This window comes from Stenotrophomonas maltophilia complex sp. Om-AH-Sm3 (assembly GCF_059337855.1).
Genome location: NZ_JBYBLQ010000002.1, coordinates 221,488 through 234,051 on the forward strand (window position 1 = coordinate 221,488; position 12,564 = coordinate 234,051).

The window sequence follows — 12,564 nt, forward strand, 5'->3', positions numbered from 1 at the left end:
AGCGCGTCCATGGAGAATCGGTCATGCGCCTGCTTCACCTCACCCTGCCGGTGTCCGACGTCGCCACCGTCGCCGCGTATTTCCACGATGTGCTGCAGCAGCGCGTGGTCGGCAACCATGTGCACATCGGCTGGAGCACGATCGAACTGCAGGCGGCGGGTGATCACCCCGTCGGTGGCGTGCACCTGGCCTTCAACGTACCGGACAACCGCTTCAGCGAGGCGATGGCCTGGTTGCGCGAACGTACCCCACTGCAACGTAATCCTGAGGGCCTGGATTACTTTGCGCTGGAGAGCAGCTGGCAGTCGCAGTCGGTGTACTTCACCGGTCCCGATGGCCTGATCCTCGAGTTGATCGGCCGGCGCCGTCTGCCAGTCAGCACGCGCGCAGGCGCTTTCCATGGCAGCGAGCTGACCTGCCTGAGCGAGGTTGGCCTGCCCAGCCACGATGTCGATGCGGTGCGCGAACAGTCCAGCCAGCGCTTCGGCCTGCAGCCGATCAGCCCGCCGTCGCCGCAGTTCGCGCCGATGGGCGACGACGAGGGCCTGCTGATCATCGTCGCCGCCGACCGTCGTTGGTTCCCCGAGCAGAAGGACCTGCCCAATGCGCAGGGCGTGCAGCTGCAGGTGGGTGATGTGAGCGGCAGCGGCGAACTGCGCGATGCCGCGCTGGGCTGGCGGGTGTGGGCGGCCTGAACTACCAGCTGCCCGAAGCGCCGCCGCCGCCGCTGCGACCACCGCCACCGGACCAGCCGCCGGAACTGCTTGAGGACGAACTCGACGACGAGGTGCTGGACGAGGAACGGTAGCCTTGGGACGACCTTCGTCCGCTGCGTGCTTTTTCGCCGGGCAGCAGGGTGAACACCCAGATGAAGTACAGGAACAGCGTGCCTACGCTGGACACGATCATCGCCAACACGCGTGCGTTCTCGTCGCTGGCCCGGTCGATGGCCAGCAGCGCGCCCAGCGCATAGCCGCCGGTCAACAGCACCAGTACCACCAGGCGCACGGCGAAGCTGTTGCGGTTCTTCCGCCAGCGCGCGCGGCCGGCCTGCACCAGGAAGAACACCAGCATGGCGGCAATGGCGACCGCCAGGTTCAGCAACGTGTGCAGGGCAAGGCTGGGCGGCAACTGACCACGGACCAGCATCATCACAAAGAAACCGATACTGACGGCCAACATGCCGGACAGCACGATGCGCACACCACGACTGCGACGCCAGCACCACCCCAGCAGGGCCGCCACCGGTACAGCGGGTAACAGCACGAAGAACAGCGCAGGCAGCACATGCCGCGGCAGCAGCAGCGTCGCCGAAACCAACCCAGCGGGCATGACTGCCGTTACCAGCAACGGTCTGCCCCAGGCCGGCAATGTCGGCCAGTTCGGCCTGGGCATTGCCGCATTGGCTGCCAGTGCATTGCGCCGCCGCTCACGGCGTTTACCGCTGAACTCGGCTTCGGTCCTGGTGGCCAGCAGGCGCGGCGGTGATCGCCACAGACCGGCCTGGAACCCCACCAGCAACGTCAGGGCAACGACCGAATCCCCTGTGCGCCAATCCGCTGGCAACAGGTTGCGTGCGGATGAATCTTCCTCGGGCGGCAGCGGCTCGCCATCGATCAGCGCCACCAGCACCCTGCTGCCATCCAGCATGCCCTGGTCCAGGTTTCCTTCGCGCAGGCGCGGCACGATGGCTTTGTCGATGATGCGCGCGGCATAGGCATCGGGAATGGTGCCTTCCAGGCCATAGCCGGTCTGGATGCGTACGCGCCTGTCCTGTACCGCCACCAGCAGCAACACCCCGTCATCGACACCGGCGCGGCCCAGCTGCCACTGGTCGAAGACACGCTGTGCATAGGCTTCGATGCCGTCATCGCCAACACTGGGCACCACCAGCACCTGCAGTTGCGCGCCTTTGCGTGCCTGCAGCTGCAATGCCTGCTCGCGCAGCGTGGCGCGGGTGCTGGCGGACAGCGCGTTGGCGGTGTCCACCACCGGGTCGTCCAGTGCCGGAATCGGGACCGCCGCCAGCACTGGCAGCGGCAGCAGGCAGAGCAGCAGTGCCAGCCCTACCCACTGCCATGCGTTGCGCCACCGCAGCACCCAGCTCATGTGGACGCCGTGCCTTGCAATGGCGGCGTGCTGTGCATCATGCGAAACGGCATCCGTGTATGTCCTTGCCCCATGAACGGAAAAGCCGGCCGGATTGCCCCGGCCGGCCTCCTTTACCACACACCTCTTCACACGCAGCGGTCAACGGCCCATGGCCACTCGCTGCTGCTCGTCCTGCACGTGTTGCTGCGAAGGCTCATGCTTGGCCAGCATTGCAGCGCTGGTCTCCTGCAGGCTCGGTGCCGTCTGGGTCATGTCCACCGCAGTACGGAAGCCGGGAACGGTGCCGATGACGAAGGCCTTGCCATCCTGCACCGTGACGCCCTGCAGCTTTTCCGGTGAATCGATGCCGGCGGCCTTGGCCTGGGCGGTCACGTGCGCGCTCATCTCGTTGCAGATCATGCCCGGCATGTGGCCGCGGATCGCATTGTGCAGCGGCGTATCCGGATGCGCCTTGTCGCCCAGCTGCGGCCCCTTCGGCGCCGCCTCGGCATGGCTGCGGCCTTCGGCCAGCTTGCCCAGCGTCGCCGGACCCGCCACGCCGTCGGCGGAGAGCCCGTGCTGCTTCTGGTAGGCGATCAGTGCGTCCCTGGTATTGGCACCGAACTTGCCGTCCTCGCTCAGCGGATTGCCTTGGCCGTCGCGCACGCCCAGGCGGTTGAGTTCCTTCTGCAGCGCAGTCACTTCCTCGCCCTTGGCCCCCTGGCGCAGCACACCGTTGTGGTCGGCGTCATGCGAATGGCCACCCTTGCCGGTTTCCTTCAGCTTGCCGTGGTCCCAGAAGTCCTGCGGGCTGATCAGCTTGCCGTGCGGATCCTTCAACTGGTAATGCACGTGCTGGGCATACTGACCCGCACCGCCCGGGCCACGCCCGCCCATGGTGCCGATCGGCTCGCCCGCCTTGATCGGCTGGCCTTCCTTCACCTGGGTCGACTGCAGGTGCAGGATCTCGTGCGAGTTGCCCTGTGCATCCCTGATCTTCACCGTACCGTAGTCGCCACCGACGAACGTCACCGTTCCGGAGATCGGCGCGTTGACGGTCGGGTGCTGCAGATTACGGCCGTGCTGGCCGCCGACATAGTTGAAGTCGGTGCCACCGTGCGGCTTGTGCGCGCGGTGTTCGCCGAACTCACCGGTAATGTGGGGCTTGACCCCGTTCTGCGGGGGCAGCATCACCTGCATCGTCTGCTCGAAGTTGCGCGTCTGGCCTTCGGCATGCGCCGCTGCCGGCTTGGCCTGCGCGTGCGTGGCCGCAGCTACGGCGGGGGCCGCGTGGCTGCCCTGGGACTGGCCGTGGGTCAGTCCCAGGCGCTGCTCCACGAACCGCTCGTACTTGTCCACGTACGGCATCACCTTCTTTTCAGACAGGGAGAGACCGCCGTAATCGCGGGTCGGGCCGTCGTGATGGTACTTGTAGATGTACTCCTCACCCTGGCCGCGCTTGTGCGCCAGCGTGCGGTTATCGATGTAATGGTCAACCAGTGCGTCGGACTGTGCGCCGACGTCGAAGCGGTTGCGGTTGTTGAGGTGGTAGTGGTTGCCGGTCTTGTCGATGAACTGGCCCAGGCCCGAGGCCGAGGTGGTGCCAGCGGCGGCATCGGGGTTGAAACCCGATTCAACGCGGGCGATGGCCAGTACGTGCGCCGTTTCGCGCGGGGTCAGGCCCTTCTCGCGCGCCGACTCGATGATCGTGTCGATCACCCGTGACTGTACTTCCGGGGTCGCATCGCCCCACCGGCGGGAGTTGCCATGCAGGCGGCCGTCGCTCTGGTCGATCGGCTCGCGGTAGTGGCTCCACGGTTTGATGCGGTCACTGCTGTAGGCCGCCCCGCGGGGCTGGACCATGTCCTGGTAGATGTCTGCCATGTCTGTGCTATCCATTCTATGAAAAAGGGGATTTCCTTAAGGGGTACTGCTCCTGGTACTTCTGGTACTGCGGTACTGCGGTGCTGCGTTCAGCGCGCGTGCGACGTCCTGCCGCTGCGCTCAGTCTTCGATGTAGTTCACCTCCGGGTGCTTGATGCCGAGCGAGTCGATCAACTTCTCGTACTCGTCGTTGTTGGGCTCCTGCTCCTCGCCTTCCGCGCCGCGCAGCGGCGGTGTGCTGTGGGTCAACTGGCGGCCACTGGCGTCGTACAGGTAGTACCACTCGCAGAAGCTGCAGCCGAACGGCAGTTCACCGTACTGCACGACGAAGTACGGCGTACCGCTGCGGTCCTGCACGCAGGCCAGGCCAACGGCGGTATAGCCGTCCATCTCCTTGGGCGCAGCAATGGCCTGGCGTGCGCCGTCCTTTTCAATTTCCAGCGTGGTCAGCCGGGAAGCGTCCGTGTCTTGGGTGGGCTGGGCCGCCAGGTGCAGGCGGGTGCCTTGGCAATCGATATGCATGCCGGTCTCGTCGCGCGTAAGAGAGGTGGAATGGTCCGCAACGGCAGCCGCAGGTGCGGCCGGCGTCGCTGCCGGGTCAGTGGAAGCAGGGGCCGCCGGTGCAGCCGCCTCAGGGCCGCTGCAGGCAGCAAGCATCAGGGCCAGTACGGGGGCAACGGGAGACAGACGCATGCGGGGCTCCTTGGGTGAATCACACGACCGCTCGCAGGCAGTCGCTCAGGGGTCAGATCGATTCGTCCTCACGCTTGACCAGTTGCCAGCACGGCTTCTGGGCAAAGGTGTAGATCTGCTGGTCGCTGGTATCGGGAGTGCGCATCTGCACCTGTACCTGGCCATCGGGCAGGCGGGTGACCTGCATCTCGCGGCCCTGGCGCTGCAGCGTGGCCGGGTCCGGCATCACCGGCCATTCGACCTTGGCAAGCGGCACCTTCTCCTCCACCTTGCGTGGCTCCGGCTCGGCTTCGCTGTCGATGTGGCTGTCCAGCAGCGGATCGGCAGTGGACGTTTCCTGCAGCTCGATCTCGTTGCCGAAATGCTTGAGGAAGTCGTCGAAGACCGGATGGGGGCAACTGGCAGACGCGTCTGCCGGGGCTGCGGCAACCGGCGTGGCCGGCGTCGTGGCGGCGGCCGTGCTGGTCGCAGCCGGTGCGGCGGCGTCAGCGGGGGCTGCCTGGGGCGCAGGCTTGCAGCCGGACAGCGCAAGCCCCAGGGCAAGCGCAAGCAGGGCAACGGGGCGGAGCTGGTTCACGGGATCCTCCTGATTCCGGGCGGTCGCGCGCGGTTCCGGCGCGGTAGGGAGGCAAGGATAGCCATGCCTCGGTCAATTCAGTTTCAACATCCGCTGTCAGGAATATCCCGACATGCTGAATTGAGACTAATATCACACTAATACTGAAATCAACGTCATCGCAGCAGCCGTTAGACTACGCCGCACACGCTTCGACCCTGGCCCCATGCGCGCATTCCTGCTTGCCCTCTCCCTGCTGCTGCCAACGCTGTGGCCTGGTGGTGCGGCCGCGCTGGAGGTCCGGGAAGGCGATCTGCTGTTCGTCACCGCCGGCCATGCCGGCCTGAGCGCAGCCATCGACGATGCCACCGGCAAGCAGGGCGCCCCCAGCTTCGATCACGTGGCCCTGGTCGCTGCGGCGCCAGACGGCTGGGAGGTACTGCATGCGGACGAGAAGGGATCGCGCCGGCAGACGCTGGATCAGTTCCGCGAGGACGCCCGAGGCAAGCAGCGGCAGGTCGTCGTCTATCGACTGCGCGCATCGCAGCAGGCTGCCATCAAGGATGCGATCGCGACCGCACGCATGATGCTGGGCAAGCCCTACAACACGTCGTATGTGTTGAATGAGGACAGCTACTACTGTTCGGATTTCATCGAACGTGCGTTCCGTGCGCACCATGTGTTTGCACTGCAGCCGATGAACTTCCGCAACCTGAAGACCGGGCAGATCGCACAGCACTGGGTCGATCTCTACCGCGCCATGGGCATGGAGGTGCCGCAGGATCAGCCGGGCACCAACCCGAACGACATGTCAGCAGCGCCGGTGCTGCAACGCATTGGCGTGCTGGAATAAGCGAAGCCCCGCACGGGGCGGGGCTTCGCGCATCACAGGAAGTGGGTACCGAAGTCACTCCTCCTCGTCCTGCCCACCCTGTTGCTGGTTGCGCTGGTTGCGCTGCTGCTGTTCCTGCTGCTGTTGCTGCTGCTGGTCGCGGCCACGCCCCTGCTGCTGATCCTGCTGGTTCTGCTGGCCCTGCTGCTTCTGGTTCGGGTTCTGGTTCTGCTGTGCCATGTCCGATCTCCAAAGCCACACGCGGAATGCGGTGGACGGGACCATCGTCTGCAGCGAAGAGTTAATCGCGCGTTGGTGGGCGGCTACATTGGTGTGTACGCGCGTGAATGAACGGGCAAAGCCCCTTGCGGCACAAGCCGATGAAGGATTCATATGGGTTCGGCATGTGCTCATGCCGTCAGCGCGACTGCGCGCATTCATGACGTGCTCTGCTGGAAACACGCGCTGAACGGAGCTGGCGTCCTGCTCGCGCACGGACGCCAGCCCTGCACTCACGGCATCACCGGCGGCACATACGCCAGGGTCATGCCCAGCAGCCACAACAGGCCCAGCACCAGCGGGATGTGCACCAGCAACTGGATGAAGGTGAAGCCCACGATGTCGCGTGCCTTCAGCCCCAGCACGCCCAGCAATGGCAGCATCCAGAACGGGTTGATCAGGTTCGGCAGCGCTTCGGCCGCGTTGTAGACCTGCACTGCCCAGCCCAGGTGCGCCTTCAGCTCGTTGGCGGCCTGCATCACGTACGGCGCCTCGATGATCCACTTGCCGCCACCGGACGGCACGAAGAAGCCCAGCACCGCCGAGTAGATGCCCATCACCAGCGCGAACGAATCGGTGCTGGCCACGTGCACGAACAGGCTCGACAGCCGGTGCGCCAGGGTCTGCCCGTCACCACCGGCGGCGTGGGTGAGGATCATCGCGATACCGCCGTACAGCGGGAACTGGATCAGCACGCCGGTGGTGCTCGGCACCGCCTTGGCCACCGCGTTGAGGAAGCTGCGCGGGCGCCAGTGCAGCAGCAGGCCCAGCGAAATGAAAAGGAAGTTGTAGGTGTTGAGGTTGGCGATGGCAGTGACCACCGGCTTGTTGGCGAACTCGTTGAACAGCCAGCCGAACGCCAGCAGCGAGAGCAGCACGGTCAGCAGCGGGCTGTATTCCAGCCATTCGCCCGGGCGCGTGCGTCGCTGCAGCGGTTCCGGCTCGGCCTGCGCAGCGCCGGGAAATTCCTCGGCAGTACGCGCACTGCCGGCCGCAGGCGCGGTCAGCCAGGCGATCAGCAGCGAGACAAGGATCAGCACTGCGGTCAGGGCGATCGACTGCCACAGAAAGATGGTTTCGGTGAACGGCAATACGCCGGTGATCTCCACCAGGCCCGGCGGCATGCTGGCCGGGTTGGCCTGCAACTGTGCGGCCGACGAACTCAGCCCCATCGCCCACACTGCGCCCAGGCCGAGATAGGCCGACGCACCGGCGGCGCGGTAGTCCATGCGCAGTTCGGTGCGGCGGGCCAGCGCGCGGACCAGCAGGCCACCGAACACCAGCGAGAAGCCCCAGCTGAGCAGCGAGGCAAGCATGCTGACCAGGCCCACGTATACCACCGCACCGCGGCCGGTGCGCGGCACCCGGGCCAGGAAGTCGATGAAGCGTGCGACCACCGGCGCGGTCGCCACGGCGTAGCCGCCGATGACCACGAAGGCCATCTGCATGGTGAAGGGGATCAGGCTCCAGAAGCCGTCACCAAAGGCGCTGGCGGTGGACTGAGGGGTCGAACCGAAGCCCATCGCGGCCAGCGCGACAATGACCACGCCCAGCACCGCGAACACATACGCATCGGGGAACCACTTTTCCGCCCAGGCGGCCGAGCGCAGCGCTGCGCGCGCCATCCAGCCGTCCTGTACTGCTGCCGTCGAGGCCATCGCCTACCCTCCCAGGTTCGATGGACCGATTCTGGGCGGTGGGGTGTGGGCTGTCTGCCACCTATTGGTCGTAGGTGGCGGTAGTGCCGGCCGCTGTCCGGCAAACTCGGGATCGCGCACGGGTGCAGCCGGCCAGCGGCCGGCTCTACCAACCCCTGGGGTCAGCGCAGCGCCAGGTCCACGGCGATACCGGCAAACAGCGCGGCGCCGACCCAGTTGTTGTGCAGGAACGCCTTGAAACATGGGCCGCGCTCGCGGTTGCGGCAGATCCAGAATTCGTACACCACCAGCGCGGTGGCCACGGCCACGCCGGCCAGGTAGTAGCCACCCAGCCCGCCGCGCACGCCAACCAGCGCCATGGTGGCCAGGAACAGCGCGTACAGCACGCCCTGGATGACCAGATCGAGATCACCGAACAGGATCGCGGTGGAGTGCGAGCCCATCTTCAGGTCGTCCTCGCGGTCGACCATGGCATACCAGGTGTCGTAGGCGGTCGACCACAGGATGTTGCCGGCATACAGCAGCCAGCCCAGCATCGGCACTTCACCCTGCACGGCGGCGAACGCCATCGGGATGCCCCAGCCGAACGACATGCCCAGGTAGACCTGCGGCAGATGGGTGTAGCGCTTCAGGTACGGATAGCTGGCGGCCAGGAACACGCCGATGAAGCTCAGGCCGATGGTCAGCCCGTTCAGGGTCAGCACCAGGCCGAACGCCACCAGCATCAGTACGGCGAACAGCGCCAGCGCGGCGCGACCGCTGATCGCGCCGGTGGCCAGCGGCCGCGCCTTGGTGCGCTCCACATGCGGGTCGAGCCAGCGGTCAGCGTAGTCGTTGATGACGCAACCGGCCGAGCGGGTCAGCCACACGCCGGCGGTGAACACGAACAGCGTCCACAGCGGCGGCAGGCCGCCGGCAGCCAGCCATAACGCCCACCACGTGGGCCACAGCAGCAGCAACGTGCCGATCGGGCGATCAGCGCGCATCAGACTCCAGTAATGCCGCCAACGCGGCGTCGCCGGCGACTGCGGCGAAGTGAGGGGGGTATCAGCCATGGCGATAGGATACTCCTGCCCCTCTGGCAGGGCTTTGCCGGTGGGGGGAGATTTGTTCGACGAAACTGGATAGAATGCCGGTCCCGCACCGCCTCATGGCGCTGCGATGCCCGCCCCGGCACTGGCCGACGGCGCGGCGGTTCTACAACGCGCCCGTAGCTCAGCCGGATAGAGTAGTGGCTTCCGAAGCCATTGGTCGGGGGTTCGAATCCCTCCGGGCGCGCCATTTTTCCTTCGTTGCCTGGCCGGCGCGCCGCCAGAAATGTCAGGGAATGAACGTTGCCGAGCGATGCTCGCAACCGGCAGCGTCCTGTACCACGATGGAGTAATTCGCGCCCGCGCTGGATGCGCCGGGCAGGAACAGGCCATCACCATCGAACAGAACGCTCTGCTGTTCATCCTGCCCGATCGACAGCCCGATCGCTCCCGGTGTGATTTCCTCAAGGATTACGTTGTAAGGCCGCCAGCCATCCTCGCCTGTGCGCCTCATCTCTGCGCGAGCGGTCCTTGGGTTCAACCTGCGTCTCTCATCCACCCACAGCTGAAGCGGCTGATCAGCATTGTGGGTGACCTGGAAGCGCCCATAGGTCAGTCCGTCGACGCTCTCGGTGCCGACGTAGGTGAAATGGGCCGGCGGACACTTCGTGGTGCGTTTCGGATGCGCCGCACAGGGTGTCAGTGCAACCACGAGGCAAAAGGCGTTCAGGTGCTTCATGGCTTCGAGGCCTGACGTGGGTGGTTGTCGCGGCGGTGTTCGGCAGTGAGGGGAACCAGCACTACGCCCCAGAGCGGCGTGAGCAGCACGACGCTCATCACCGTCAGCGAAACCGGTACCTGCCAGAGCAGCGATGGCCTGAATCCGCCAGCGCGCTGCGGAACATCCTGCGAAGACACGGGTGGGCCTCTTCTTCAAGCTCAAAGCGATCACGCGGCGCATGGGATGCTCCGGCACGTGCACGCCTATCTGCAATCACACTTCTTCACTCATCCTCCCCCCTATCTCGTAGAGGAGGCAGGCCAAAGCAGATAGATGATAGGCCAGTGGCTCCTGCTGCCCCGACGCTGCTCTTTGAATATCAGAGTAGTCATCGAAAAGACTTCCAACTTCAAGCTCCACCCGCTCACCGCCCATGGAGTGGCGTTCCGACCATGGCACCACGCGGTAGAACACGTCCTCCACTTCAATCTCTTGCAAGCCCCTGGAGCGCAGCGCGTCGAACAATATTGATGAGACCTTTTCCAAGGTGTCCAAATTCATCTTCATACTAGACGCCAAATTCGAATTTCATAAGGCCAGGGTGGCACTGAAAAGAAGATTGCGACTGCCGGCCCAAAGCGGGTATCTGCGCCCCCACGCTAGAAGGATACGGAGAAGATATGGGAATCACCACCTGCATATTTCCCGCGCCCTGCCGAGAACGGCCGCACTTGCCCGTCCGACTTCGAGCTTCCGTATCAATCCAGCACATTCAGGCCGATCCCCGGTTTTCACTCCATAGATCACGGGCTCACCGTTCCTATCTACTCCATCCAAATAGAGCACTGCGCAGTCACCAGCGATTGTTCCAATGCGCACCGCACGAACCTTCTCGATACTGGCATCTGGACCGGCTGCACCCTCGCACATCCCCCCGTAGTACGCACTACTCAGCTCAGCGTAGATGGGTTTCAGCTGCAGCTCCCCTAAGCGGTCATTCTCGCATCCGCTCAGGGCGAGCACGCAGACGGACGCGGAAGACAAAGCGCGTAGGAAGAAGCCTTTGGCATCGAGAGAACTCCTGAGCAACCCCGATTTCATTTGACTGCTTTCCATTAGCTCCCCAGAACAATCTGCTCGAACGCATTGGTCGCGCTGCGCAATTCCCCCTTGCGGTTGCCGAACACGCCATTGGTCGCACACCTGGCGTCGTCCGCCAAGTAGTAGGCGGAGCTAGACTATAGCGCCGCCGAGCATCGACCGAAAACGTTGGCGGGCTTCTCCCGAAAGCTCACGGCAACCACCCGTTGCTTCTGCTCACCGCAGCCCCCCATCACCCCATGCATGATGAGAAGGCCCTTGTCGTTGACGTAGCCGATGAACTTGCCCCCACTTTCATCCGAAGCGGCCCTGACGAGATAGACGCTCTCCCCGGGCGCTGGCTTCAGGTCACTCAACGACATTGGACCGATCTTCCCTTCAACCTCTGATGCCGATACCACGACCAGCGAATGCTCCAACATCCACTTCGCAATGGCTGCCTCACTATCAGGATCAAGCGTGGAAATGCGGTCAAGCGGTAGAGTCGTTGAATTGCCAGGGAAGATCGCACCGGACGAAACATCGACCCAGTCCGACCTCCATTCCGTATGTTGAAACTGATGAATGCTGCAGCCCCCCCAGCATTGGCAAGAGCAGCACCGCTACACGCAAGATGTCAGCCTTCGGCATGGACATGAGAGCCCCAGAAAGGGCCGGCCAAATGTTAATTACCATCTGCAACCCGTTCTGCAAAACGATTCAGGGACTGCGCCTCGCGCCCAAGATGGTATGTCATTTCTTGACTTCCCTATCATGGGCTGACACTTGGCGTGTCGCTACGCTGCTCCGGATTTGCGGCAGCGTGCGCAATCGAAGCACCTGACCTGCGCGCATAGCTGTAATCGGCATCCCGGCAGGCGCGCACGATCGGACTTCGTGCGTGCCTGATCACGCCCGGGAACCAGCAGAGCACCAGCACTACCAGACAGATCGTTCCCAGCCGTACCCATTCACCCGCGACACTGGCCCCGATCAGCGGCAATGCCGCCACCAGGATGACGACCTGTGTGTACAGAAGATAGAGCGTGTACGTGCCCAACCGCGGGTCTGAACGAAGCTCGACGCGACACCTCCGGCAGGACATCTTTGCTTGACGCCTTCCAGCAAATCGCAGGGGAAAGCGCTGCCCGCTGGCGCCACAAAGTGGACAGATGAAGCTCATCAGGCGCATCGGTAGAACCTCTTTTCAGAAGTTTCCATCAGCAGGTTCCATCTGCGGCGTCGACCATACGCACCACATCATCAAACCTCGGGTCCTGGCACATCATTTCCAGTGGTGTCCGATCAAGCTCATTCCATGCGTGTGGGTCTGCACCACACCATAGGAGATAGGCCGCAGCCGCGACGCTGCCATGTGCCACCGCGCTTGCCAGCGGCGTCAGATCAAGATCACCACGCACATCGATGGTGGTCACGAAGGGCATCAATGCGCTGAGGAGAGCCACATCGTTGTAATAGGCCACCACATGCAGGGGCGTGTCCTCATGGGCTCCTCGGGTCTCCGGACAAGTCAGCGCCGCATCGCCGAAGTCAGTGTCGACACCGAGCCGAGAAAGCAGTTCGCTGAGTACAGGATCCATGATGTTCATCGGGCTGCACGCACGGTAGAGCCCTTTGCGTTGGCCCGATGATGGTCCGTCCCACAATCCATCTCTCCGTCAGATCCCTGTCCACCTACAAGCCAAGCGGTGCGTGCGTCTTGGAGCGATGCACTCGAC

General features: G+C 64.2%; 15 protein-coding genes and 1 tRNA gene. 3 read left to right on the forward strand and 13 right to left on the reverse strand.

All coding sequences use genetic code 11. The features are described 5' to 3' along the window. Positions 1-23 precede the first annotated feature (23 nt). Entirely contained in the window at positions 24-695 is a 672-nt protein-coding gene (locus AC10QF_RS03715) for a VOC family protein (RefSeq protein ID WP_414604359.1), read from the forward strand. A gap of 1 nt (position 696) precedes the next feature. Here the strand turns inward: AC10QF_RS03715 and AC10QF_RS03720 are convergent, their stop codons facing one another. The 4 genes from AC10QF_RS03720 to AC10QF_RS03735 all read right to left on the reverse strand — a co-directional run bounded on the left by AC10QF_RS03720 (position 697) and on the right by AC10QF_RS03735 (position 5,245). Then, positions 697-2,109 carry a TPM domain-containing protein gene (locus AC10QF_RS03720; protein WP_494541760.1) on the reverse strand — a complete coding sequence of 471 codons (1,413 nt, stop codon included), beginning with the start codon at positions 2,107-2,109 and terminating at the stop codon, positions 697-699. A 141-nt stretch (positions 2,110-2,250) separates the two neighbouring features. Beyond that, positions 2,251-3,975, reverse strand: coding sequence for a peptidoglycan-binding protein (locus AC10QF_RS03725; protein ID WP_494541761.1), 1,725 nt, complete (start codon positions 3,973-3,975; stop codon positions 2,251-2,253). 120 nt (positions 3,976-4,095) lie between these two features. Further along, positions 4,096-4,668 carry a hypothetical protein gene (locus tag AC10QF_RS03730; RefSeq protein WP_227836791.1) on the reverse strand — a complete coding sequence of 191 codons (573 nt, stop codon included), beginning with the start codon at positions 4,666-4,668 and terminating at the stop codon, positions 4,096-4,098. 52 nt (positions 4,669-4,720) lie between these two features. Then, positions 4,721-5,245 (reverse strand): hypothetical protein, encoded by a 525-nt coding sequence (locus AC10QF_RS03735; RefSeq protein ID WP_494541762.1) that lies wholly within the window; start codon positions 5,243-5,245, stop codon positions 4,721-4,723. A 205-nt stretch (positions 5,246-5,450) separates the two neighbouring features. On the opposite strand from AC10QF_RS03735, the gene AC10QF_RS03740 reads away from it, so the two are divergent. Next, positions 5,451-6,077: a YiiX/YebB-like N1pC/P60 family cysteine hydrolase gene (locus tag AC10QF_RS03740; RefSeq protein ID WP_494541763.1), complete on the forward strand. Its 627-nt coding sequence runs from the start codon at positions 5,451-5,453 to the stop codon at positions 6,075-6,077. A gap of 54 nt (positions 6,078-6,131) precedes the next feature. Here the strand turns inward: AC10QF_RS03740 and AC10QF_RS03745 are convergent, their stop codons facing one another. The 3 genes from AC10QF_RS03745 to ubiA form a co-directional block, all read right to left on the reverse strand. Next, on the reverse strand, positions 6,132-6,296 hold the full coding sequence (locus AC10QF_RS03745; RefSeq protein ID WP_005414774.1) for a hypothetical protein: 165 nt from the start codon (positions 6,294-6,296) through the stop codon (positions 6,132-6,134). A gap of 272 nt (positions 6,297-6,568) precedes the next feature. After that, the gene (locus AC10QF_RS03750) at positions 6,569-7,993 is read right to left on the reverse strand and encodes a short-chain fatty acid transporter (RefSeq protein WP_175421910.1); all 1,425 of its coding nucleotides are present in this window, start codon (positions 7,991-7,993) and stop codon (positions 6,569-6,571) included. 161 nt (positions 7,994-8,154) lie between these two features. Beyond that, a complete protein-coding gene (gene ubiA / locus AC10QF_RS03755; RefSeq protein ID WP_005411493.1) occupies positions 8,155-9,048 on the reverse strand; it encodes a 4-hydroxybenzoate octaprenyltransferase in 894 nt (297 codons plus the stop codon). 149 nt (positions 9,049-9,197) lie between these two features. Here ubiA and AC10QF_RS03760 point away from each other — a divergent pair. Further along, a tRNA-Arg gene (locus AC10QF_RS03760) sits at positions 9,198-9,274 on the forward strand. Between the two features lie 39 nt (positions 9,275-9,313). On the opposite strand, the gene AC10QF_RS03765 is transcribed toward AC10QF_RS03760, so the two are convergent. From AC10QF_RS03765 to AC10QF_RS03790, 6 genes are all read right to left on the reverse strand, one after another. Beyond that, positions 9,314-9,763 (reverse strand): adhesin, encoded by a 450-nt coding sequence (locus tag AC10QF_RS03765; RefSeq protein ID WP_494541764.1) that lies wholly within the window; start codon positions 9,761-9,763, stop codon positions 9,314-9,316. Next, positions 9,760-9,942, reverse strand: a complete 183-nt coding sequence (locus AC10QF_RS03770; RefSeq protein ID WP_494541765.1) for a hypothetical protein — start codon at positions 9,940-9,942, stop codon at positions 9,760-9,762. Before AC10QF_RS03770 ends, AC10QF_RS03765 begins: the two co-directional genes overlap by 4 nt. Before the next feature lie 76 nt (positions 9,943-10,018). Continuing rightward, a complete protein-coding gene (locus tag AC10QF_RS03775; RefSeq protein WP_494541766.1) occupies positions 10,019-10,312 on the reverse strand; it encodes a hypothetical protein in 294 nt (97 codons plus the stop codon). Positions 10,313-10,983: 671 nt separating this feature from the next. Further along, a complete protein-coding gene (locus AC10QF_RS03780) occupies positions 10,984-11,268 on the reverse strand; it encodes a hypothetical protein (RefSeq protein WP_494541767.1) in 285 nt (94 codons plus the stop codon). Between the two features lie 329 nt (positions 11,269-11,597). Continuing rightward, complete coding sequence (locus tag AC10QF_RS03785) at positions 11,598-12,017, reverse strand: hypothetical protein (RefSeq protein WP_494541768.1); 420 nt, start codon at positions 12,015-12,017, stop codon at positions 11,598-11,600. Between the two features lie 28 nt (positions 12,018-12,045). After that, the gene (locus AC10QF_RS03790; protein ID WP_494541769.1) at positions 12,046-12,426 is read right to left on the reverse strand and encodes an ankyrin repeat domain-containing protein; all 381 of its coding nucleotides are present in this window, start codon (positions 12,424-12,426) and stop codon (positions 12,046-12,048) included. Positions 12,427-12,564 lie beyond the last annotated feature (138 nt).

Bases quoted from the DNA above. Each gene is read 5' to 3' on its own strand.
- AC10QF_RS03715 (WP_414604359.1), top strand. From the start codon at position 24: ATGCGCCTGCTTCACCTCACCCTGCCGGTGTCCGACGTCGCCACCGTC.
- AC10QF_RS03720 (WP_494541760.1), bottom strand. From the start codon at position 2,109: ATGAGCTGGGTGCTGCGGTGGCGCAACGCATGGCAGTGGGTAGGGCTG.
- AC10QF_RS03725 (WP_494541761.1), bottom strand. From the start codon at position 3,975: ATGGCAGACATCTACCAGGACATGGTCCAGCCCCGCGGGGCGGCCTAC.
- AC10QF_RS03730 (WP_227836791.1), bottom strand. From the start codon at position 4,668: ATGCGTCTGTCTCCCGTTGCCCCCGTACTGGCCCTGATGCTTGCTGCC.
- AC10QF_RS03740 (WP_494541763.1), top strand. From the start codon at position 5,451: ATGCGCGCATTCCTGCTTGCCCTCTCCCTGCTGCTGCCAACGCTGTGG.
- AC10QF_RS03745 (WP_005414774.1), bottom strand. From the start codon at position 6,296: ATGGCACAGCAGAACCAGAACCCGAACCAGAAGCAGCAGGGCCAGCAG.
- AC10QF_RS03750 (WP_175421910.1), bottom strand. From the start codon at position 7,993: ATGGCCTCGACGGCAGCAGTACAGGACGGCTGGATGGCGCGCGCAGCG.
- ubiA (WP_005411493.1), bottom strand. From the start codon at position 9,048: ATGGCTGATACCCCCCTCACTTCGCCGCAGTCGCCGGCGACGCCGCGT.
- AC10QF_RS03765 (WP_494541764.1), bottom strand. From the start codon at position 9,763: ATGAAGCACCTGAACGCCTTTTGCCTCGTGGTTGCACTGACACCCTGT.
- AC10QF_RS03775 (WP_494541766.1), bottom strand. From the start codon at position 10,312: ATGAAGATGAATTTGGACACCTTGGAAAAGGTCTCATCAATATTGTTC.
- AC10QF_RS03780 (WP_494541767.1), bottom strand. From the start codon at position 11,268: ATGTTGGAGCATTCGCTGGTCGTGGTATCGGCATCAGAGGTTGAAGGG.
- AC10QF_RS03785 (WP_494541768.1), bottom strand. From the start codon at position 12,017: ATGCGCCTGATGAGCTTCATCTGTCCACTTTGTGGCGCCAGCGGGCAG.
- AC10QF_RS03790 (WP_494541769.1), bottom strand. From the start codon at position 12,426: ATGGATCCTGTACTCAGCGAACTGCTTTCTCGGCTCGGTGTCGACACT.